20 protein-coding genes are annotated in these 20150 nt (G+C 72.6%); 16 read left to right on the forward strand and 4 right to left on the reverse strand.

All coding sequences use genetic code 11. From position 1 onward, the window contains the following. Position 1: 1 nt before the first annotated feature. The 12 genes from ACFUUZ_RS07275 to ACFUUZ_RS07330 all read left to right on the forward strand — a co-directional run bounded on the left by ACFUUZ_RS07275 (position 2) and on the right by ACFUUZ_RS07330 (position 12914). Positions 2-811 carry a CbbQ/NirQ/NorQ/GpvN family protein gene (locus ACFUUZ_RS07275; protein WP_378693471.1) on the forward strand — a complete coding sequence of 270 codons (810 nt, stop codon included), beginning with the start codon at positions 2-4 and terminating at the stop codon, positions 809-811. Then, positions 808-2493, forward strand: a complete 1686-nt coding sequence (locus ACFUUZ_RS07280; protein ID WP_378693473.1) for a nitric oxide reductase activation protein NorD — start codon at positions 808-810, stop codon at positions 2491-2493. Before ACFUUZ_RS07275 ends, ACFUUZ_RS07280 begins: the two co-directional genes overlap by 4 nt. Positions 2494-2515: 22 nt before the next feature. Further along, entirely contained in the window at positions 2516-3382 is an 867-nt protein-coding gene (locus tag ACFUUZ_RS07285; protein WP_378693475.1) for an MlaE family ABC transporter permease, read from the forward strand. Further along, positions 3382-4236 (forward strand): ABC transporter permease, encoded by an 855-nt coding sequence (locus tag ACFUUZ_RS07290; protein ID WP_378693477.1) that lies wholly within the window; start codon positions 3382-3384, stop codon positions 4234-4236. The genes ACFUUZ_RS07285 and ACFUUZ_RS07290 overlap by 1 nt, the downstream gene beginning before the upstream one ends. A 4-nt stretch (positions 4237-4240) precedes the next feature. Next, positions 4241-5476 (forward strand): MlaD family protein, encoded by a 1236-nt coding sequence (locus tag ACFUUZ_RS07295; RefSeq protein ID WP_378693479.1) that lies wholly within the window; start codon positions 4241-4243, stop codon positions 5474-5476. After that, a complete protein-coding gene (locus ACFUUZ_RS07300; protein WP_378693481.1) occupies positions 5473-6510 on the forward strand; it encodes an MlaD family protein in 1038 nt (345 codons plus the stop codon). Before ACFUUZ_RS07295 ends, ACFUUZ_RS07300 begins: the two co-directional genes overlap by 4 nt. A 26-nt stretch (positions 6511-6536) precedes the next feature. Further along, positions 6537-7538 carry an MCE family protein gene (locus tag ACFUUZ_RS07305; RefSeq protein WP_378693483.1) on the forward strand — a complete coding sequence of 334 codons (1002 nt, stop codon included), beginning with the start codon at positions 6537-6539 and terminating at the stop codon, positions 7536-7538. Beyond that, complete coding sequence (locus tag ACFUUZ_RS07310; RefSeq protein ID WP_378693485.1) at positions 7535-8632, forward strand: MCE family protein; 1098 nt, start codon at positions 7535-7537, stop codon at positions 8630-8632. The genes ACFUUZ_RS07305 and ACFUUZ_RS07310 overlap by 4 nt, the downstream gene beginning before the upstream one ends. Continuing rightward, complete coding sequence (locus ACFUUZ_RS07315) at positions 8629-9723, forward strand: MlaD family protein (protein WP_378693487.1); 1095 nt, start codon at positions 8629-8631, stop codon at positions 9721-9723. The genes ACFUUZ_RS07310 and ACFUUZ_RS07315 overlap by 4 nt, the downstream gene beginning before the upstream one ends. After that, on the forward strand, positions 9720-10985 hold the full coding sequence (locus ACFUUZ_RS07320; protein ID WP_378693489.1) for an MlaD family protein: 1266 nt from the start codon (positions 9720-9722) through the stop codon (positions 10983-10985). The genes ACFUUZ_RS07315 and ACFUUZ_RS07320 overlap by 4 nt, the downstream gene beginning before the upstream one ends. Before the next feature lie 50 nt (positions 10986-11035). Beyond that, positions 11036-12379, forward strand: coding sequence for a cytochrome P450 (locus ACFUUZ_RS07325; RefSeq protein ID WP_378693491.1), 1344 nt, complete (start codon positions 11036-11038; stop codon positions 12377-12379). A 118-nt stretch (positions 12380-12497) separates the two neighbouring features. Beyond that, positions 12498-12914 carry an acyl-CoA thioesterase domain-containing protein gene (locus ACFUUZ_RS07330; protein WP_378693493.1) on the forward strand — a complete coding sequence of 139 codons (417 nt, stop codon included), beginning with the start codon at positions 12498-12500 and terminating at the stop codon, positions 12912-12914. 159 nt (positions 12915-13073) lie between these two features. Here ACFUUZ_RS07330 and ACFUUZ_RS07335 read toward each other — a convergent pair whose 3' ends face one another. Continuing rightward, positions 13074-13733 carry an ANTAR domain-containing protein gene (locus ACFUUZ_RS07335; RefSeq protein ID WP_378693495.1) on the reverse strand — a complete coding sequence of 220 codons (660 nt, stop codon included), beginning with the start codon at positions 13731-13733 and terminating at the stop codon, positions 13074-13076. A gap of 320 nt (positions 13734-14053) precedes the next feature. On the opposite strand from ACFUUZ_RS07335, the gene ACFUUZ_RS07340 reads away from it, so the two are divergent. Then, positions 14054-14983, forward strand: coding sequence for a pentapeptide repeat-containing protein (locus ACFUUZ_RS07340; RefSeq protein WP_378693497.1), 930 nt, complete (start codon positions 14054-14056; stop codon positions 14981-14983). Here ACFUUZ_RS07340 and ACFUUZ_RS07345 read toward each other — a convergent pair. The 3 genes from ACFUUZ_RS07345 to ACFUUZ_RS07355 all read right to left on the reverse strand — a co-directional run bounded on the left by ACFUUZ_RS07345 (position 14925) and on the right by ACFUUZ_RS07355 (position 16519). Next, positions 14925-15656, reverse strand: a complete 732-nt coding sequence (locus tag ACFUUZ_RS07345) for an alpha/beta fold hydrolase (RefSeq protein ID WP_378693499.1) — start codon at positions 15654-15656, stop codon at positions 14925-14927. The genes ACFUUZ_RS07340 and ACFUUZ_RS07345 overlap by 59 nt on opposite strands. Beyond that, positions 15653-15787 carry a hypothetical protein gene (locus tag ACFUUZ_RS07350; RefSeq protein WP_378693501.1) on the reverse strand — a complete coding sequence of 45 codons (135 nt, stop codon included), beginning with the start codon at positions 15785-15787 and terminating at the stop codon, positions 15653-15655. Before ACFUUZ_RS07350 ends, ACFUUZ_RS07345 begins: the two co-directional genes overlap by 4 nt. A 216-nt stretch (positions 15788-16003) precedes the next feature. Then, entirely contained in the window at positions 16004-16519 is a 516-nt protein-coding gene (locus tag ACFUUZ_RS07355) for a class I SAM-dependent methyltransferase (RefSeq protein ID WP_378693503.1), read from the reverse strand. On the opposite strand from ACFUUZ_RS07355, the gene ACFUUZ_RS07360 reads away from it, so the two are divergent. From ACFUUZ_RS07360 to ACFUUZ_RS07370, 3 genes are all read left to right on the forward strand, one after another. Continuing rightward, positions 16485-17102, forward strand: a complete 618-nt coding sequence (locus ACFUUZ_RS07360) for a PadR family transcriptional regulator (RefSeq protein ID WP_378693505.1) — start codon at positions 16485-16487, stop codon at positions 17100-17102. The two genes, ACFUUZ_RS07355 and ACFUUZ_RS07360, sit on opposite strands and share 35 nt — an antisense overlap. Before the next feature lie 102 nt (positions 17103-17204). Further along, positions 17205-19658 carry a molybdopterin oxidoreductase family protein gene (locus ACFUUZ_RS07365; RefSeq protein WP_378693507.1) on the forward strand — a complete coding sequence of 818 codons (2454 nt, stop codon included), beginning with the start codon at positions 17205-17207 and terminating at the stop codon, positions 19656-19658. Next, entirely contained in the window at positions 19655-20140 is a 486-nt protein-coding gene (locus tag ACFUUZ_RS07370; RefSeq protein WP_378693509.1) for a hypothetical protein, read from the forward strand. The genes ACFUUZ_RS07365 and ACFUUZ_RS07370 overlap by 4 nt, the downstream gene beginning before the upstream one ends. Positions 20141-20150 lie beyond the last annotated feature (10 nt).

The following is a 20150-nucleotide window of genomic DNA, read 5'->3' on the forward strand; positions in this document are numbered from 1 at the left end:
CATGACTCTCACCACCGCGCCGCGCATTTCCAGCACCCCGTACTACCGCTCGGTGGGCGACGAGAGCGAGGTCTTCCGCGCCGCCGCCCGCCGCGGCTCCCCGGTCCTGCTCAAGGGCCCGACCGGCTGCGGCAAGACCCGCTTCGTCGAGGCCATGGCGCACGAGCTGGGCCGCGAGTTGATCACCGCCGCCGGGCACGAGGACATGACCTCGGCCGACCTGGTGGGCCGGTTCCTGCTGCAGGGCGGCGAGACGGTCTGGGTCGACGGACCGCTGACCCGCGCGGTCCGCTCGGGCGCGATCTTCTACCTGGACGAGGTGGTCGAGGCGCGCCAGGACACGACCGTGGTGATCCACCCGCTCGCCGACCACCGGCGCGAACTCCCGGTCGACCGGCTGGGCACCAGTGTGCCCGCCGCACCCGGCTTCCAGCTGGTGATCTCCTACAACCCCGGCTACCAGAGCGTCCTCAAGAGCCTCAAGGAGTCGACCAGGCAACGCTTCGTCGCCATCGAGCTGGACTTCCCGCCTGCCGAGATCGAGGCCGACGTGGTCGCCTACGAGGCGGGGATCGATGCCGGGACGGCGGCCGCGCTGGTGCGGCTCGGCCAGGCCATCCGCCGCATCGACGGGTCGCCGCTGCGCGAGGCGGCCTCCACCCGGCTGCTGATCCTGGCGGGCGGGCTGGTCGCCGAGGGGCTGCCGCTGCGCGCCGCCGTGCAGTCGGCGGTGGTGCGGACGCTCTCCGACGACGCCGACGTGGTGCGGGCGCTCGGCGAGCTCGCCGACGCCGTACTGCCGCGGCCGTGAACACCGCGGAGCTCGACCGCTTCCGGCTGCTGGCGAGCTACGTCGCAGGCCGGGCGGTCGACGTCGCGCGGGCGCCTGCGGGCGAGCACGCCTACACCACCGGCGGCGCCGTCTACGTCTCGGTTGGCGCCTCCGCGGCGGGGCAACGCCGGGAAATGCTGCTGCAGGCGGCTCTGCTCGGCGCGGGCAGCTTGGACCCGCACCTCGTGCGCGCACTGCGGGCCCGCCCGGCGGCGGCCCGCCGCTACCTGGCACTGGAGGGCAGCCGGGTGCTGGCCGGGCTGGGCACCGCGCTCGCCGCCGACGCCGTGCCCGGCCCGTTCGCCCCGCCCCGCACCGCGACGGCCCAGGAGTCGCTCGCCCTGGCCACCGGCCGGGAGCCGGTGCCGGACCCGCCGGAGTGGTTCGGGGTGATCAAACCGTCCAAGCTGCTGGCCCAGCCGCCGGGGGCGGGCGGCAAGGCCACCGCCAAGGAGCTGCGCCTCGAATTCGACTTGATCGATATGCCCGAGGGCGAGGAGGACGACGAGGACGGCGGCGACCAGGTCGGCGGCAGCAAGATCCTCAAGCTGTTCGAGAACCCGCTCTTCAACTCCAAGGCGCTCTCGGACCAGCTGCGCAAGCTCTTCGGCAACTCCCGCTCGGCCGGCGACGGCCCCGCGGGGGCGGAGATGCAGGTCCGCGCGGTGCGCAAGGTGCAGCGGGTGGGCGCCGACGCGCAGCCGATGCCGACCCGCATCCAGTTCACCGACGACGGCAAGCCCGGCGCGGCGCTCGGCATCGGCGGCGCGCTGCACCCGGAGTGGGACGTGCACGCCCAGCGCTACAAACCCGACTGGTGCCGGGTGCTCGACTTCCCGCTCACCGTCGAGGCCGACATCGCCGCGGCGGGCGTGGCCGACGACGAGGTGCTGCGCCGCAGGCTGTCCCGGATCGGGCTCGGCCCCAGGACCCTGCGCCGCCGCCCCGACGGCGACGACCTCGATATCGAGGCCCTGATCGACCTCGTGGTCGACCTGCGCTCCGGGCACTCGCCCGTGGAGCACGTCTATCGAGAGCACCGGAAGTTGGATCGCAATCTGGGTGTGCTGATCCTGCTCGACGCCTCCGGCTCGGCCACCGACACCGACCCCGACGGCCTCGCCGTGCACGACCACCAGCGCCGCGCGGCCGCCACTATGGCGCACACGCTGGAGGAGCTCGGCGACCGGGTCGCCGTCTACGGTTTCCGCTCCCAGGGCCGCCACGCCGTGCACCTGCCTGCGATCAAGACCTTCGACCAGCGCTTCGGCGCGGCCGGGCGGGCTCGGCTCAACCAGCTCCAGCCCGCGAGCTACACCCGCCTCGGGGCCGGGATCCGCGGTGCGGGCGACATCCTGAAACGCGAGGCGGGAACGCAGCACCGGTTGCTGGTGGTGCTCTCCGACGGCCACCCCTACGACGAGGGGTACGAGGGCCGCTACGCCGAGGCCGACGCGCACAGGGCACTCGAGGAACTCCGCGCCGACGGCGTGGCCTGCCTCTGCCTGACCATCGGCGCCACCACCACCGACGACGCCCTCGCCCGGGTCTTCGGCTCGGCTGGGCACGCAGGCGCGAGCACCCTGGGTGAGCTCAGCCCGCGCATGGACGAGCTGTTCCTCTCCGCCCTGCGCGAACTCGCCGCACCCGCACCGCGATAACCGAAACCCGGGGGAGCGCACAGTGACTCTCGATGACATCCCGAACAGCCAACCGACCGCGCCGAGCGCGGTCACCGAGATCGCGGCGTGGTCGACCGGCTACGTCCGCAGGCACCCGGTCGCCGCGTTGCAGACGGTCGGCAGGCAGGTCGCGCTCGGCCGCGGCGCCCTGCGCTATCTGGCCACCGACATCGTGACCCGCCGGTTCCCGCTCGACGAATTCATCGCCCAGTCCGCGTTCATGGTGCGGACCTCGCTGCTGCCGACCGTGGCGGTCGCGCTGCCGATCAGCGCCACGCTGTCGATCCAGTTCGGGCTGCTCGCCGGGCAGGTCGGGGCGACGGCGCTGGCCGGGGCCGCGAGCGGGCTCGCCGTCATCCGGCAGTCCGCGCCGCTGGTCACCGCCATCCTGCTCGCGGCGGCGGTGGGGTCCGCGCTCTGCGCCGACCTCGGCTCGCGCAAGATCCGGGACGAGATCGACGCCCTCGAAGTCATGGGCATCTCGGTGCTGCGCAGGCTCGTCGTCCCCCGGCTCGCCGCAGGGGTGGTCGTCGCCATGGCGCTGACCGGGGTGAGCTGCTTCGTCGGGTTCCTGGCCGGCTACCTGTTCAACGTCTACGTCCAGGACGGGACGCCCGGCAGCTACCTGGCCACCTTCTCCTCCTTCGCCACCTCGGGCGACCTGTACCTGGCCATGGTGAAGGGCGCCGTGTTCGGGGTGATCGTCGTCGTCATCTCGTGCGAGAAGGGGCTCAACACCCGCGGCGGTCCCGGCGGGGTGGCGAACGCGGTGAACGCGGCCGTGGTCGCCTCGATCGTCGTGCTCATGGTGGTGAACCTGGGCTTCACCCAGCTCTACACCATGCTCTTCCCGAGGACGACGCTCTGATGGCCAGCACCTACCGCCCGCCCGGGGTGCGCACCGCGCTCGCGGTGGCCGGGCCGCCGGCGCGGGGCATCATCGGGCTCGGGCACATGGCCACCTTCTTCGGCCGCGCGGTGGCCGCGATCCCGCTGACGCTGCGGCACTACCGGCGCGAGACGCTGCGCATCATCTCCGATGTCACCTGGGGCAACGGCTCGCTCATCGTCGGCGGCGGCACCGCGGGGATCATGATCATCCTGGGCGCGGCGGCAGGCGGCATCGTCGGCATCGAGGGGTTCAACGCGCTGAAACTGCTCGGCATGCAGCCCGCCACCGGCATGATCGCGGCCACCGCCGCCACCCGCGAACTGGCCCCGATCATGGCCTCGATCGCCTTCGCCGCGCAGGCGGGCTGCCGATTCACCGCCCAACTCGGCGCCATGCGGATCGCCGAGGAGATCGACGCCCTCGATTCGATCGCCATCCGCCCGGTCCCGTTCCTCGTGACCACCCGGCTGGTCGCCTCGGTGGTGGCGATGGTCCCGCTCTTCCTGGCCGCGCTGGCCGCCGATTACCTGGCGGTGAAGCTGTTCGTCGGGCTGGTGGGCGGGCAGTCCTTCGGCACCTACGACCACTACTTCGACCTGGTGCTCAGCGGCACCGACATCGTCTACTCGCTGTCCAAGGCGATCGTCTTCGTCATCGTCACCACGACCATCCAGTGCTACTACGGCTACTACGCGCGCGGCGGGCCGCAGGGCGTCGGCATCGCGGCCGGGCGGGCGATGCGCGCGAGCATCACCGTGATGATCACGGTGAACCTGCTCATGACGCTGGCGCTGTGGGGTTTCGACGCCGGCTCCAGGATCAGCGGGTAGCGCCATGTCGATCCGCTTCGAATCCGACGACCGGAACCTGACCAACGCAGGCCTTTTCGTGCGCGGCGTGGCCGTGCTCGCCGTGCTCGCCGCCACCGCCGCGGCGATGATCGCCCGCTCCGAGGGAGCCTTCGCGCGCACCGTCGAGGTCACCGCGGTGCTGACCGACGCCGGGGACGGGCTGCCCGCCCGCTCCGACGTCAAGTACCGCGGGGTGCTGGTCGGCAGCGTGCGGGAGGTCGAGCCCGCGGCGGGCGGGCAGACCACTGCGGTCCACCTCGACCTGCTGGCCGAGCACGCGAGCGGCATCCCGGCCACCGTCACCGCGCGGGTCGTGCCTAGCAATGTCTTCGCCGTCCCGTCGGTCCAGCTCATCGACAACGGCCCCGGCCCCGCGCTGACCGCGGGCGCCCGCATCCCGGAGGACCGCAGCCGGGCGGGCCTCCAGCTGCAGACCTCGCTCACCGCGCTCAGCGAACTCGCCGCGGCGGTGGGCAGGCCGGGCAACGACCCCACCGTCGGCATCCTGGAAACCCTCGAGCGCGCGACCCGCGGCCGCGGCGCCGACGCGCTCGCCGCCGCCGGCCAACTCGAGCGGATCGTGCGCGCCTACCGCGAGGAGGCCGAGGCGGCAGGGGAGACCTCGCTGCTGCTCGGGCTCTCCGACGCCGTGCGGGGACTCCAGCAGTCGGCACCGGATCTGCTCACCGCGCTGCACGAAGCGGTCACCCCGCTGCAGACCGTCGCCGAACAGCGGGCGCAGCTGAGCGCGCTGCTGACCGGCGGCATCGGAACCACCGGCACGGTCGGCGCCGCCCTGATCAACCGCGGCGACACCCTGCGCGGCCTGACCGCCCGGCTGGGCCCGGTGCTGCACGTACTGGCCGCGGGCAGCGACAACTTCGTCCAGATGACCACCTCGCAGACCAACGTCGCCCGAGTGTTCACCCAGGAGTTCTGGAATGCCGATGACCAGAGCGGCACTGCCAAGGTGATCGTGGAACTCACCCCGCACAAGCAGTACACCAGCACCGACTGCCCCCGCTACGGCGAGCTGGCGGGCCCGAACTGCGCAGCAGGCCCCGCCGGTCCCTCGGTGATCGACAGCCTCGACGCCCCGGTCAACGGCCCCGAACACCGCGACCGGCTCACCGAATCCCTCACCCTGCCACCGGAAACCGGCTCCCTCGCTGAACTCTTCGGCCTGGCGCCCGCACCCACCCCGGAGCTGCCGCGATGAAACAGCGACGAGACGTCATCGCCGTGACCGCCTTCCTGCTCGTCGCCGCGGTGCTGACCTGGATGGTGCAGGTGACCCTGCAGCGCGACGTCACCGGCGACACCGACACCTACTCCGCGGTCTTCACCGACGTCTCCGGGCTGCGCGTCGGCGACGACGTCCGGGTGGCCGGGGTGCAGGTGGGCCGGGTCGACGCCATCGCCGTGCACGGCCCGCACGCCGAGGTCACCTTCCGGGTGCACCGCGACCAGACCGTCACCGGCAACACCATGGCCTCGGTCACCTACCAGAACCTGATCGGCCAGCGCTACCTCGGGCTGAGCCTCGCCGACTTCGGCGACCCCGCACGGCTGGCGGCGGGCGCCCGGATCCCGCTGGAACACACCCAGCCGTCCTTCGACATCTCCGGGCTGCTCAACGGCTTCCAACCCCTGTTCAGCACCCTCGACCCGGATGACGTCGACAACCTCACCTCGGCGCTGATCCGGGCACTGCAGGGCGACGACGGCGCGCTCGGCGCCCTCATCACCCAGACCGCGACGCTCGCCCAGTCCTTCGCGGGCCCGGACCGGATCCTCGGCACCCTGATCGACAACCTCACCGCGGTCACGACGGCCCTCGCGGGCCAGAGCACCGCGATGCAGGGCACCCTCGCGCAGACCAGGAAGCTGCTCGACGGCCTCGACGCGCGCCGCGACGAACTGCTGACGCAGACCGACCGGATCGCCGCGGTGGTCACCGACGCCGCGACGGTGGTCGACGGCGCGGCGCCCGCGCTGACCGAGTTCGTGCACCGGGAACCCGGCCTCGCCCGCCACTTCGTCGCGGGCAGCGACCGCTTCGCCTACCTCGGCTTCAACCTCCCGGTGCTGATGCAGGCCATGGTCCGCGCCGTCGACAGCGGCGCCTTCGTCAACGCCTACGTCTGCGACATTCGATTCAGCGTGGTCCCCGGCGTCGACCCGGTGATCGCCAGGATCCTCGGCGCCGCCTCGCCCACCGGCGCGCCCCAACACTCCCCGATCTGCAGGTGAACCCCAGGAACCGGAAACGACACGACGTGGACACCTCGCTGCGGCTGGGCGCGGGAGCTGTGATCGCGCTGACCGTGGCCCTGATCGTCCTGGTCGTCGTCGACTCCCTGCACCTGGGAACCAGGACCTACCACGCCGAGTTCGCCCAGGCCGCGGGGATCAGCGCGGGCGACGCCGTCACCTGGGCGGGCATCCCGGTCGGCACGGTCACCGACACCAGGCTGAACGGCGACCACGTCGAGGTGACCCTGGTGGTCGAGGACGACGGCGTCGCCCTCGGGCCGGACACCGCGGCCGCGATCAAGCTGACCACGCTGCTCGGCTCGCGCTTCGTCGAACTGCGCTCCACCGGTGCGGGCGAGCTGCCGGGCAACCGGATTCCGCTCGCGCAGACCACCGTCCCGTACGACCTGGAGACCGCGCTGCAGGACGCCACCACCACCTTCGACCAGATCGACGCCGACCGGATCGCCGAATCGATGTCGGCGCTCTCGCGCGAACTCGACGGGGTGCCCGCCCTGATCCCCGGCATTCTGGCCGATGTCCGATCGCTGTCGGAGGTGGTGTCCACCCGCCGGGATCAGATCGGCGCCCTGCTAACCAGCACCGCTCAGGTGACCACCGTCCTCGACGGGCAGCAGGCCGGCCTCGCCGCCGTGGTCGGCCGCGGCCGCACCCTGCTACAGCAGATCATCGCCCGCCAGGACGCGCTGCGTCTGCTGCTCCAGGCCACCACCGGCCTGGTGCACCGGCTGGAACCGATCCTCGTCGACGGCCACGCCGAGATCGACCAGCTGCTCACCGACCTGCGCGACATGACCGGCATGATCGCCGCTCACGACGACCTGCTCCGCAACATCCTGCAGATCCTGCCCGTCCCGTGGCGGCTCTTCGCCAACGCCACCGGCAGCGGCCCCGAACTCAACGCCAACGCCCCCGACGGCGCCTTCATCGACTCCTGGATGTGCGCGCTGAGCGCCACCGCGGTCGCCGCAGGCCGGGAGCCCTACCACGAGGACTGCCGATGAGCGCTGCGCTGACCGCCTTCAAACTCGCCGCGGTCACCCTGACCGCCGCCGGTCTGGCCGGCTGCACCACCGGCACCGGCGATCACACCGTCACCGCCCACTTCGCCAATGCCAACGGCCTCTACGAGGGCAATGCCGTCTCCGTGCTCGGCATGCCGGTCGGGCGCATCGAGCGGATCACGGTGCGCGGCACCGATGTCGAGGTCGAGATGGAGATCGACGGCGAGATCGCGCTGCCCGCCGACGTGCAGGCGGTCACCGTCTCCGATTCGCTGCTCACCGACCGCCACATCGAACTCACCCCGGTCTACCGCGGCGGCCCCGAACTCCCCGACGGCGCCGTCCTCGGCCCGGACCGGACCAGGACGCCGGTCGAATTCGACGCCCTGCTCGCCATGGCGCAGAAGCTGGCGACCTCGCTCGGCGGCGACGGCGCAGGCGCGGGCCCGGTCGCCGACCTCGTCGGGCTCGGCACCGCCGCCACGAGCGGCAACGGCGACGACATGCGCGCCGCGCTCGGCGAACTCGCCCGCGCGCTGCAACTCGGCCCGGACGGCGGCGCCGCCACCCGCGACGCCATCGGCACCGTCGTCACCGGCCTCGACTCGCTCACCGCCACCGCCGCGCGCAACGACCGGACCCTGCGCGAATTCGGTTCGGCCGTCACGCAACTCAGTGCCTTCCTGGCCGACCAGCAACTCGGCGAAGGCGGCACCGGCGCCGCGCTGAACCGCATCATCGCCCAGGTGAGCGACCTGCTGCTGCGCCACCGCGACACCATCGCCGGGCTCACGGCGAACGCCAACACCGTGACCACCTCGCTGGCCGAGTACGACTACAACCTGGCCGAATTCCTCGACGTGTTCCCGCTCGTCACCGACAACGCCTACAACGCCATCGACCACGACGTCGGCGCGCTGCGCGCCGCCGTCGACGTGAACCGGCTGCTGCTCGACGGGCAGATGGTCAAGGAGATCTGCAACCTGCTGCAGCTGCAGAACCTCGGCTGCGCCACCGGCAGCATGCGTGACATGGGACCGGACTTCGGCATCACCGCGATCCTGGCGGGACTGGCAGAAAGCAACCCCCGATGAACCGACCCGCACGCCTGCTCGCCTGCGCCGCCGCGATCGCGCTCACCACCACCGGATGCGCCACCGGACTCGACCGGCTCCCGCTCCCCGCGCCCGGCCTCGGCGGCGACACCTACACGCTGACCGCCACCTTCGCCAACGCCCTCAACCTGCCCGCCAAGGCCAAGGTCAAGCTGAACGGCGCCGATATCGGCCAGGTCGAGTCCATGGCCGCCGAGGACTACACCGCCGTCGTGCGGCTGCGCATCACCGCGGCGGTGCGGCTGCCGGTCGGCACCGCGGCGCAGCTGCGCTCGGCCACCCCCATGGGCGACGTCTTCGTGGCCCTGCGGCCGCCGGCCACCCCCTCGTCCGCGCAGCTCGCCGACGGCGACCGGATCGGGATCGAATCCACCTCGTCGGCGAGAACCATCGAGGAGCTCCTCACGCGCGCGTCGCTGCTGGTCAACGGCGGCACCATCGAACACCTCACCAGCGTGGTCACCGCCCTCGGCGAGTACGTCGGCGGCCGCGGCGACCGGCTGGCGACGCTGCTCGGCGAGACCCGAGCGCTGCTCGACACCCTGACCGCGCGCTCCGCGCAGATCGACGCGACCCTGCACGACCTCGCCGATCTGAGCACCACCCTGGCCGACGGCCGCCCGGCGCTCACCGGCACCGTCGCCGCGGCGGAGCCTGCGGTAGCGGTCCTGGCCGAGAACACTGACGCCCTGCTCACCCTCGTCGAGCGCATCGACGTCGTCACCGCTCAGCTGGCCCGGTTCCCCAGCATCCAGCAGACCGACGACACCGACATGGCCGCCGACATCAACCGGCTGGGCCGCGGCCTCAACGCGGCGGCCACCAACCCCGAGGCCGACCTCGACGAGCTGAACACCATGCTCGGCGTCGTCATCAAGATGATCAGCGGCCCGAACGGGCACATCGACGCCGACGTCACCCGGATCGCCGTCGGCGCCACCCCGGACCCCGGATTCCCGGGCACCCCCGGCGCCCGGCTGCCCGATCCGACCGACTGGACCGCCTTCGTCGGCTCGCTGCAGCACATGCTCGAACGGCTCGGCGGCCGGATCGAAGGCGGGCCCCGATGATCCGCCCCACCCGTCCGAGCCGATGGGAGGCGCAGGCCCGGCTCCTGGTCGGCGCGGTGCGCCGCGCATACCGGCACCGCCTCGCGATCTCACTGGCCGGGCTGCTCGCGGTACTCGTCCTGGCCTGCGGCTACCTCGGCATGGGCACGCTGCGCCTCGATCCCTTCGACGAGCCGTACCGCGTGCGGGTGGAGCTGGAGCGCTCCGGCGGGCTGCTGCCCGGCCAGGACGTCACCGTGCGCGGAGTCCGGGTCGGGCGGGTCGAGTCCGTCCAGGTCGCCGGGGACCGGGTGATCGCCGTCGCCGCGATCGACGGCCGGACCCGCATCCCCGCCTCCGGCCCGGTCCGGGCGGCCGCGCTCTCCGCGGCGGGGGAGCAGTACCTCGACTTCCTGCCCGACCGCGACGACGGGCCCTTCCTCACCGACGGCGCACTGATCACCGCCGACCGCACCTCGACCCCGGTGCCGCTGGCGGACATGCTCGAAAGCCTCAGCGGCACATTGGCCCAGCTGGATCCTGACCGGCTCGCCGCGATCTCCCGCGAACTCGGGGTCGGCGCGGCGGGCCCGGACAAGCTGGCCGCCCTCATCGACGGCGGCGTCTTCCTCGTCGCCACCCTCGACGGCGTCCTGCCGCAGACGGTGCACCTGCTGCACAACAGCAGGGTGGTGCTGGCCGCGCTGCACGACGGGCGCGGCGCGCTGCAGGCCACCGCGGCGAACCTCGCCGCCACGCTGAGCGGGGTGTCGTCGATGACCGGCGGCTACCAGCAGCTCCTCGCGCAGACCCCGACCATGCTCTCCACCCTGGACGCCATCCTCGCGGAGAACTCGCCCACCATGGTGGCGCTGCTCGGCAACCTCATGACCGTCTCCCAGGTCGCCTACACCCGCGTCCCCGCGCTCGAGGAGTTCTTCTTCCCACAGCAGCGCGCAGGCTCTGCCCTCGACGCCGTCGCCTCGGCCTTCCACGACGGCGGCGTCTGGGCCCTTGCCAGCATCTACCCCCGCTACGCCTGCGACTACGCCACCCCGCGCCGCCCCGGCTCGGTCCCCGACTACGCCCCGCCCTACCTGCACGCGGACTGCGCCGACCCCGCGCTCATCCCGCGCGGCGCGGGCAACGCCCCGCGCCCGGCCGACGACCCGGTCCCGCCCGCGCCCCCGGCCGACCCGCTGCAGACCGCCGACCCGCCCCCGGTCGGCCCCTGGACGATCCCGACCCCCTTCGGCGGTCCGCACGCACCCGTGCCGCGGTGAACTCCGACTCCGCCCGCCTCGACTCCCGCACTGCCCGAGAGGACTCCCCGGTGAACCCACGCCCCGGCCCGGCCGCACCCGGCCGCACCCCCGATTACCACTTCGACCGCCACACCCCCGAGTACCGCGGCCGCTTCGACGCCGTCACCCGCGACCTGCACGAGCACTGCCCGCTGGCCTGGACCGACACCCACGGCGGGCACTGGGTCGCCGCGGGCCACCGCGAGGTCTTCGAGCTCGCCCGCTGCCCGCACGTCTCCAGCGACCGCGACTACAAGAACGAGCGCCGCGGCTACCAGGGCATCACCATCCCCTCCGGCAAGACCTACCTGCCCATGCGCAACGGCATCATCGAGATGGACGACCCCGAGCACCGGCAGTTCCGCGCGGTGCTCAACCCCTACCTCTCGCCCCGCGCGGTCGCCCGCTGGCAGCCGTTCATCGACGACCTGGTGCACGCCTGCCTCGACGAGCGGATCGAGACCGGCCACATCGACTTCGTCGACGACCTCGCCAATATCGTGCCCGCGGTGCTCACCCTGGCCATTCTCGGCGTCCCGCTGCACAAGTGGGCGCTCTACAGCGAGCCCGCGCACGCCTCGGTCTACACCCCGCCCGATTCCCCCGACACCGAGCGCGTCCAGGCGATGAACATGACCATGGGCATGGACCTGCTGGCCAACCTGCACGAGATCAGGGAGAACCCGCGGCCGGGTATCATCGACGCGCTCGCCCGGATGCGGATCGACGGCGAGGCACCCGAGGAGCTCGACCTGCTCGGCAACCTCGGGCTGCTCATCGGCGGCGGCTTCGACACCACCACCGCCCTCACCGCACACGCGCTGGAATGGCTCGCTCAGCACCCCGACCAGCGCGCCACCCTCAGCGGCGAACGCGACGAACTGCTCGACCCCGCCACCGAGGAATTCCTGCGCTACTTCACCCCCGCCCCCGGCGACGGCCGCACCATCTCCGCCGACCACGCAGTCGCGGGGCGCGACCTGCGCGAAGGCGAACGGCTCTGGCTGTCCTGGGCGATGGCCAACCGCGACCCCGCGGTCTTCCCCGATCCCGATACCGTCGTCCTGGACCGAAAAGCCAACCGGCACCTGAGTTTCGGCCTCGGCATCCACCGCTGCATCGGCTCCAACGTTGCCCGCTTGGTCTTCAAACGCATGCTGCTCGCCGTGCTCGACCGGATGCCGGACTACGCCTGCGATCCCGCGGGGGCGGTGCACTACGAAACCATCGGCATCATCCAGGGCATGCGCAAGCTCCCCGCGACCTTCACTCCGGGGCCCCGCTCCGGGCCGGGGCTCGCGGAGACCCTCGACCGATTGCAGCGCGCGGTGCACGAGCAGCACCTCGCCGCGCCGATCACCACCGCCTCCTGATGGCACCGATCGAGGGACCGGACGCGGGCAGACACCCCGGCCTGGCCGAGGACGGTTTCCGCGGTCGGAGCGCCGGTGGGAGGTGCCGCGCGCCCGTACCGCTGTCTACCATCCAGCAATGCCTCGAGAACATGTCGTCCTGCGGAACTACGCCGCCGAGGACGCGCCGGAAACCGTCGGCGGGCACGTGCCCTACTTCTGCGTCCTCGAGGCGGCGACCCGCGTGTGGAACCGAATGCTCCTCGACGCGTTCGACGAGAATTTCACGCTCACCGATATCGCCGTCGTCAATGTGAACAGCGACTTCGCCCGCGAACTCTTCACCGGCGCGGCCGAGGTCGATGTCGAGGTCGTGAAGATCGGCAGAACCTCGGTTGCCCTGCGGGCAGGGGTCGAGCAGGGCGGAGTCCGCGCGGTGGACCTGACGGTGACGCTCGTGCAACTCGGCGCCGACCGCTCCACCGCGCAGCCGTGGTCGCCGGATCAGATCGCGAGGCTGGGAACCCTGCGCAGCTCCGTCGTGCTGCCGGAATAGGCCCGGGTGGTGCGCTGGGTTCACTCCGGTGCCGGACGGACAACCGGGTGCGTCAGTTCGGCGGCGCGCAGGCGGATGGCGGGCGCTCGACATCTACGCCGCTTCGGCTGGTCGGGGACCCGGATCAGCTGAACGAGCCGAGGCCCGGCCGCACCCGGATCAGTCCTCGGCGGCGCGCTGGTGGAAGGTCAGCAGTAGATCGTCGACCCGGGCCCGCACCGGCGCCGGTGCCGCCTCGGCGTCGTCGACGACGGCGGCGCAGAGCCGGGCGGCGAACTCGGTGACCGGCACCCCGGTCTCCCCGGCCCGCCACAGCAGCAATTCGCGGGCCTTGTCCGCGGTGACGCCGTAGACCAGCCGCAGCATCCCCACCGCCTGCTCGATCAGGGCACCCGCGGCGACCATCGGCGGCAGCTTCTCGTCCAGCAGCGCTTTGTGCTGGGCGCCGAGTGCGTCGGTGAGGTCGATGTAGATCCCCTCGACCTCGTCGTCGGCGGCGGCCTGGTCCACGAGCAGGATCAGTGTCCGCTCGGTTCCGGCGCCGTCGGGCAACCGCACCCGCAGGCAGAACTGCTGCCTGTCGGCCAGTGCCTCGGCCAGCTGTGCGCGGTCCTGCGGATGGACCTGATCGAGCAGCGTCTCGATGCTCATCCGCCCGTCCCCGGCCTCGGCCGCCGCCGCCGAGCGCGGCTCGCTCTGCCGCGACCACCACACCGTCCGCGCGGCCGGGTCGTAGCCGAAACGGCCCACGCAGACCGGTGCCAACGCGCTGGTAGCGGCGGCGTTGTGCAGGGATCGCCTCTGCTGAGTGCTGGTCATGTCCTCTCACCGCCGCTCCGGAACGCGCAGCCCTCGTCGGCTCCGCGCCATGGACGCGACCCGGTCGCGTCCACTCGTGCGGCATACCCGTTCCACCCGGGAAGGCGACCTCCCGGTGTTCGTCCGAGCGGTCCGGCTCCGAGAAACGCCTGGTCGGGTGCGCGCGTATCGATCGGGGATTCGGGCATGATCGCGACATGGCTGCCGGTTCGCCGCGTCGACCGAACTCTTCGACACCTCGGAGAGTCGCGGGCGCCGGTCTGCGTCGGCCGGTTCCGAGCCGGCCGCGGCGCGCCCTTCCGCCGCCTCGGCGGGGCAGGTTGCGGCGCAGCACGGCCGGTCAGCGGCTCCGGATTCCGCGCGCTTCCCGGTTTCGAGCGGTCCGGGTCTTCTTCCGTGGCATCGCGGACCGGTTCAGGGGGATCACCGTCGCCGAGATCGCGGGGCTGGTCACGGCGTTGACGGCGATCGGGGCGGTGCTGTTCACCGCGAGGTCGTTCGAGGCGAGCCGGTGGCAGGTCGAGCTGCAGCGTGAGACGCAGATCAACGACCGGTACTACAAGGCGGTGTCGCAGCTCGGCTCCGAGAATCTGGATATCCGGCTCGGTGCCATCTATTCGCTGGAGCGATTGGCGGTCGACTCGCCCCGGGATCACTGGGGTGTGTTCTCGGTGCTCTCGGCCTTCGTCCGGACGCACGCGCCCGCGGGCGCGGCGTGTGACTCGATCGAGGGGGTCGCTCCGGACATCGAGGCTGCTTCGACCGCCATCGCTCGCCGAGGCTACGAAGAGGACGGGGAGGCGAGGACGCGGGGCGAGGAGATCCACTCCGTGGATGTGGCCGGGGCGTGTCTGGCCGGTGTGCTGATGGTTGACGTGACGCTGACGAACACCGACTTCCGGGGCTCCGACCTGAGCGGCCTCGTCGTGAACTCGTCGACGATCATCGACACCGATTTCGACTCGGCCGACCTGCGCGGGGCGGTGCTGACCGACACCGACCTGCGGCGAACCGGCTTCCGGGCCGCCGATCTCTCCGGTGCGACCTTCGAACGGTGCGACCTGGACGAGGTGGGGTTTCAGGACGCCGATCTGCGCGGCGCGAGTTTCCGGTCCACGTCCCTGGAGGGCGCCGATGTGAGCGGCGCCGATCTGACCGGCGTCGATCTGCGCGGGGTCGCCGTCGCCGGGGTCAGGTACGACGGCAGGACGGTGTGGCCGTCGGGATTCCTGCCGCCGCCGAGCCGGTAGCGGTGACGAGTTCCCGGAGCGCGGTCGTGACCTGCTGCGGGTGGTGGAGGTGGACCCAGTGCCCCGCACCGCTCAGGTCGTATCCGCGGACTCCGGCCGGCAGCCGGTCGAGGGGTGTCGGGATGTTCGCCCGGATGTAGGCGGCCGGGACGGTCAGGTCGGCGATGGCCTCGCGGGCGGGGTAGCGGAAGGTCGCGCGGACGAGGCGGCGGGCGTCGGCGTGCGGAATCGCCGCGAGCCGCGCCATGACGTCGGCGCGGTGGCCGTGGCCGTCGGCCTCGGCGAAGGTCGCGCGGAAGAAGGCCCGCAGCAGCGCGGGGCCGAGCGGGGTGCGGAGTAGTGCGGCGAAGGCGGTCATGGCGGCTCGGACCGGCGCGGGGACGAGGATCGGCGCGTCCACGATGCCGACGGCGGCGATGGAATCCGGCCCGGCCTTCGCCAGTTCGAGCGCGACCAGCCCGCCCTGGCTGTGCCCGACCACCAGGTAGCGGGCGAAGCCCGCTCGCTGCGCCGCTGCGGCGACGCGCGCGGCCTGGCCCGCGATCGAGGGTTCGCCGTAGAACGGGTCCAGTCGCAGGGTGGGGCCGTCGGTCCAGCCGTCGGCGACGGCATCGAATTCGGCGGCGTGCCCGGCGAGTCCGGGGATGAAGACGGCCGGTGTGCTGCCGGTCATCGGCGGGTGGCGGTGATGAGCCAGGCGGCGGAGTCGAAGCGGACGCCGTCGTCGGTCAGGTGGGCGGTGAGGGTGCTGCGCAGGGCGTCGATGGCGGCGGCGCGCCGGTCCGGTTCCTGTTCGGTGAGCATCCAGCCGAGGAGTCCGCTCAGGAAGGTGTTGGCCTGCTCGACGGTGCGGCCGTAGACGGTGCGCTCGCGGAGGTCGGTGCAGGCGATGTCGCCGAAGCCGGTCCGTTCGAGCAGGGCCGCGGTGCGCTCGGGGTCGCTGAGCGAGAAGGGGCCCGGTGTGCCGGGGGCGGGGTCGGGCGGGGTGCGGCCGGTGAGCGCGCGGGTGAAGGCGTGCAGCTACTGCTGGTGCTCGGGGTGGTTCCAGGTCAGCAGGACCATGCGGCCGCCGGGGCGCAGGGCGTGGTGCAGGTTGGTGAAGGCGGCGTCCTGGTCGTCGAAGAACATGGCGCCGGTCTGGCTGACGAGCACGTTGTGATCGGTGTCGAAGGGGTGGATCTGCGCGTCGGCGCGTTCGAAGGCGATGTTGCGCAACCCGGCCCGCGCGGCCAGGTCGCGGGCGACATCGATCATCCGGCTGGACAGGTCGATGCCGAGGACGTGGCCCCCGTGCGCGGCCGCGGCGGCGGTTCGGCTGTAACCGCCGGTGCCGCAGCCGATGTCGAGGACGCGGTGGTGCGGCTCGATCGCCGCCGCGCGCTCGAACGCGGGCTGGTAGCGGTCGAGGACCGCCTCGAACAGATGGTGGTTGGCCGCCCAGAAGGCGCCCTCCGCGCCGTCCCAGGCCGCGGCCTGGGCGGCGTTCGGGGTGGTTCTCGCAGTGCTGGGGCTGCTCGCGGTGCAGCCGTGGAGCACCTACGAGCTGACCAGGCAGATGGAGCGCAGCCTCGGCCGGGTCTGGCCGCGGGCGCAGAGCAGGCTCTACGAGGAGCCCAAGAAGCTGGTGGCGCTGGGCTTCGCGACCGCCGAGGACGAGGTCGTCGGGCGGCGGCCGCGTACGGTCTACACCATCACCGGCACGGGGCGGGCCGCGCTCGCCGAGTGGCTGGCGGAGCCGGGGGAGGGCCCGGTCCTGGAGTTCGAGCAGCTCGTGCAGCTCAGCTTCGCCGACCACGGCACCAAGCGGGACGCGCTGCGCACCATCGCCGCCGCCCGCGGCTGGGCCGAGCAGCGCAATGCCGAGAACGCCGCCGTGGCGCAGCGGTACGCGGCAGGGGAGGGGCCGTTCCAGTACCGCGCCGCCACCACCATGCTCGCAGGCGCCTTCTTCACCGAGTTCTACGCGATGGTGGCGCGCTGGGCCGACTGGGCCGACGAACAGGCCCGCGGCTGGCCCGACGACCCCGCCGACGCGGTCGCCGACCCGGCCCAGCTGGCCGAGATCGCGCGGCGGGCCGCGTGGGGACCGGCCGAGGAGCGTGCGGAGGGCGGGCGGTGACCGCTCCGGGGACGCGCTCGGCGTAGTGCGACCCAGACGGCCCGCCCGCATCGGGGCGACCGGAACGGGTTTGGCGCAGCCGGACGCGGGCACGACGCGCCCGTGACCGAGGTGGATCGCATCGCGCAGCCCTGGGGCTCCCGCACCCCGTACGGGCCGGGGCAGCGGTGGCCCGTCCGGGTGGACACCTTCCTGGAGCCCGGCGTCGGGGCGGACGAGGTGACCTGGGTGCAGTCGGCGTCGGTGCTGCACTCCAACGGCGACGGGCTCGACATCGCGGTCCGCGACGGGCGCATGGTGGGGGTGCGCGGCCGCGCCGCCGACCGGGTCAACCGCGGCAGGCTTGACCCGCAGGACCTGTTCGGCTGGCAGGCCAACAACTCCCCGGACCGGCTGACCGTGCCGCTGATCCGGCGCGGCGGCGAGCTGGTCGAAACGGACTGGGACACCGCCATGACCGCGGTGGCGGGCCGGATGAAGGAGCTGCTCGCCGAGCGCGGTCCGAGCTCGATCGGCTTCTACACCACCGGGCAGCTGTTCCTGGAGGAGTACTACACCCTCGGGCTGATCGGGCACGGCGGCATCGGCACCAACCATATGGACGGCAACACCCGGCTGTGCACCGCGACCGCGGCCGCGGCACTGAAGGAGTCGTTCGGCTGCGACGGCCAGCCCGGCTCCTACGCCGACATCGACCACGCCGACGTGATCGCGCTCTACGGCCACAATGTGGCCGAGACGCAGGCGGTGCTGTGGGCCCGGATCCTGGACCGGCTGGCCGGGCCGAACCCGCCCGCGATCCTCTGCGTCGACCCCCGCGCGACGCCGGTCGCCCAGGCCGCGACGGTGCACCTGGCCCCGCGCCCCGGGACCAATGTGGCGCTGCTGAACGGGCTGCTGCACGAGATCGTCGCCAACGATTGGGTCGACCACGGGTGGATCGCCGCGCACACCGTCGGTTTCGCGGAGCTGCGCGAGCAGCTCGAGCCGTATCCGGCCGAGCGGGCCGCGGCGCTGTGTGACGTGCCGGTGGCCGACCTGCGGGCCGCCGCCCGGCTGCTCGGCCGGTCCGAGCGGTTGCTGTCGACCGTGCTGCAGGGCTTCTACCAGTCGCACCAGGCCACCGCGGCGGCCGTGCAGGTGAACAATGTGCATCTGGTCCGCGGAATGCTCGGGCGGCCAGGGTGCGGGATCCTGCAGATGAACGGCCAGCCGACGGCGCAGAACACCCGCGAGTGCGGCGCCGACGGCGACCTGCCCGCCTTCCGCAATTGGGCCAACGACGAGCACGTCCGCGATCTCGCGCGGGTGTGGAACATCGACCCGATGCGGATCCCGCACTACACCGCACCGACCCACCTCATGCAGATGATGCGCTACGCCGAGGACGGCTCGCTGCGCTTCCTACACGTCAGCGGCACCAACCCGGCGGTGTCGCTGCCCGAGCTGGCCCGGGTGCGCCGCATCCTGACCCAGGACCGGCTGTTCCTGGTGGTGCAGGACATCTTCCTGTCCGAGACCGCGCGGCTGGCTGACGTGGTGCTGCCCGCCGCGGCCTGGGGCGAGAAGACCGGCACCTTCACCAACGCCGACCGCACCGTGCACCTGTCCGAGCGGGCCGTCGCCCCGCCCGGGCAGGCCCGCCCCGACCTCGACATCTTCCTCGACCTCGCCGACCGGCTGGAGCTGACCGACCGGGACGGCGCACCGCTGGTCAAGTGGCGCACCCCGGAGGAGGCCTTCGAGGCGTGGAAGCGCTGCACCGAGGGCCGCCCCTGCGACTACACCGGCCTGTCCTACGACAAGCTCCGCGGCGGCAGCGGGATCCAGTGGCCCTGCAACGACGCGCACCCCGACGGCACCGAGCGCCTGTACGCGGAGGCCGAGTTCTTCAGCGCACCGGAGATGTGCGAGAGCTACGGCCGCGACCTGGTCACCGGCGCCCCGCTGGAGCCCACCGAGTACCGGGCGATGAACCCGTTCGGCACGGCGATCATCAAGGCGGCCGAGTACCTCCCGCCGCACGAGACGGTCTCCGACGAGCACCCGTACCACCTGATCACCGGCCGCACGCTCTACCAGTTCCACACCCGCACCAAGACCGGGCGCGCACCGCAGCTGCAGGCCGCCGCGCCGCAGGTGTGGGTGGAGATGGCCGCCGCGGACGCGCGGCGGGAAGGGTTCGCCGAGGGTGATTCCCTGGCGGTGCTCACCCCGCGCGGGCGGGTCGTCGCCCGGCTGCGGATCAGCGGGATCCGACCCGGGGTGGTGTTCCTGCCGTTCCACTACGGCTACTGGGACACCCCCGGCGGGCACGAGCCCGGCGACGGAAACGGCCGCGCCGCCAACGAACTCACCCTCACCGACTGGGATCCGGCATCGAAGCAGCCCCTGTTCAAGACCGGCGCCGCCCGGCTGGAGCGGGTCGCGGCCGGTGACGGCAGCCCGGCGCTCGCCCCGACCACCACGGCATCGCGGCCGGTGCGACCCGGCGTCCCGGACACCGTGGGCGGCGCCGCGGCGACCGTCCACGAGGCCACCGGGGGCGCGCGATGACCAAGGTGGCCATGGCGATCCGCGAACTGCACCGCGCCGAGAACGACCTGGCGGCCCAGCTGCTGCACGCCGCCGACCGGCACCGCGTCGACCACGAGATCTGCCACGTCGGCCGCGACCTGGCCCGCTGGTCCCAGCAGCACGTCCGCGAACTCGCCGCGGCAGGCCGCGACCACGGCCTCGAGCTAAATCCCGAACCCGCCGACGACGGCATGCTCGCCGGCCTGCGGGAGAAGGGCAGCGAGCTGCTCGGCAGGCACCACACCCCGGCCCTGCTGCTGCTCCGCGATCTGCGCGAGATCCACCGCACCGCCGCCGGGGTCTCGCTCGACTGGGAGGTCCTCGCGCAGACCGCCCAGGCGCTGCGCGACCGCAACCTGCTCGCCACCACCCAGCGCTGCCACCCGCAGACGCTGCGTCAGCTGCGCTGGGCCGACGCCCAGGTCAAGGCGAACGCCGCGCAGATCATGGTCACCCCGTGACCTCCGTCCC

This window comes from Nocardia sp. NPDC057353 (assembly GCF_042667085.1).
Classification (GTDB): Bacteria; Actinomycetota; Actinomycetes; order Mycobacteriales; family Mycobacteriaceae; genus Nocardia.

What these genes read in the sequence shown, in the direction of transcription:
- ACFUUZ_RS07320 (WP_378693489.1), top strand. Translation starts at nt 9,720, where the DNA reads ATGATCCGCCCCACCCGTCCGAGCCGATGGGAGGCGCAGGCCCGGCTC.
- ACFUUZ_RS07330 (WP_378693493.1), top strand. Translation starts at nt 12,498, where the DNA reads ATGCCTCGAGAACATGTCGTCCTGCGGAACTACGCCGCCGAGGACGCG.
- ACFUUZ_RS07315 (WP_378693487.1), top strand. Translation starts at nt 8,629, where the DNA reads ATGAACCGACCCGCACGCCTGCTCGCCTGCGCCGCCGCGATCGCGCTC.
- ACFUUZ_RS07335 (WP_378693495.1), bottom strand. Translation starts at nt 13,733, where the DNA reads ATGACCAGCACTCAGCAGAGGCGATCCCTGCACAACGCCGCCGCTACC.
- ACFUUZ_RS07290 (WP_378693477.1), top strand. Translation starts at nt 3,382, where the DNA reads ATGGCCAGCACCTACCGCCCGCCCGGGGTGCGCACCGCGCTCGCGGTG.
- ACFUUZ_RS07300 (WP_378693481.1), top strand. Translation starts at nt 5,473, where the DNA reads ATGAAACAGCGACGAGACGTCATCGCCGTGACCGCCTTCCTGCTCGTC.
- ACFUUZ_RS07275 (WP_378693471.1), top strand. Translation starts at nt 2, where the DNA reads ATGACTCTCACCACCGCGCCGCGCATTTCCAGCACCCCGTACTACCGC.
- ACFUUZ_RS07295 (WP_378693479.1), top strand. Translation starts at nt 4,241, where the DNA reads ATGTCGATCCGCTTCGAATCCGACGACCGGAACCTGACCAACGCAGGC.
- ACFUUZ_RS07370 (WP_378693509.1), top strand. Translation starts at nt 19,655, where the DNA reads ATGACCAAGGTGGCCATGGCGATCCGCGAACTGCACCGCGCCGAGAAC.
- ACFUUZ_RS07345 (WP_378693499.1), bottom strand. Translation starts at nt 15,656, where the DNA reads ATGACCGGCAGCACACCGGCCGTCTTCATCCCCGGACTCGCCGGGCAC.
- ACFUUZ_RS07350 (WP_378693501.1), bottom strand. Translation starts at nt 15,787, where the DNA reads ATGCTCACCGAACAGGAACCGGACCGGCGCGCCGCCGCCATCGACGCC.
- ACFUUZ_RS07310 (WP_378693485.1), top strand. Translation starts at nt 7,535, where the DNA reads ATGAGCGCTGCGCTGACCGCCTTCAAACTCGCCGCGGTCACCCTGACC.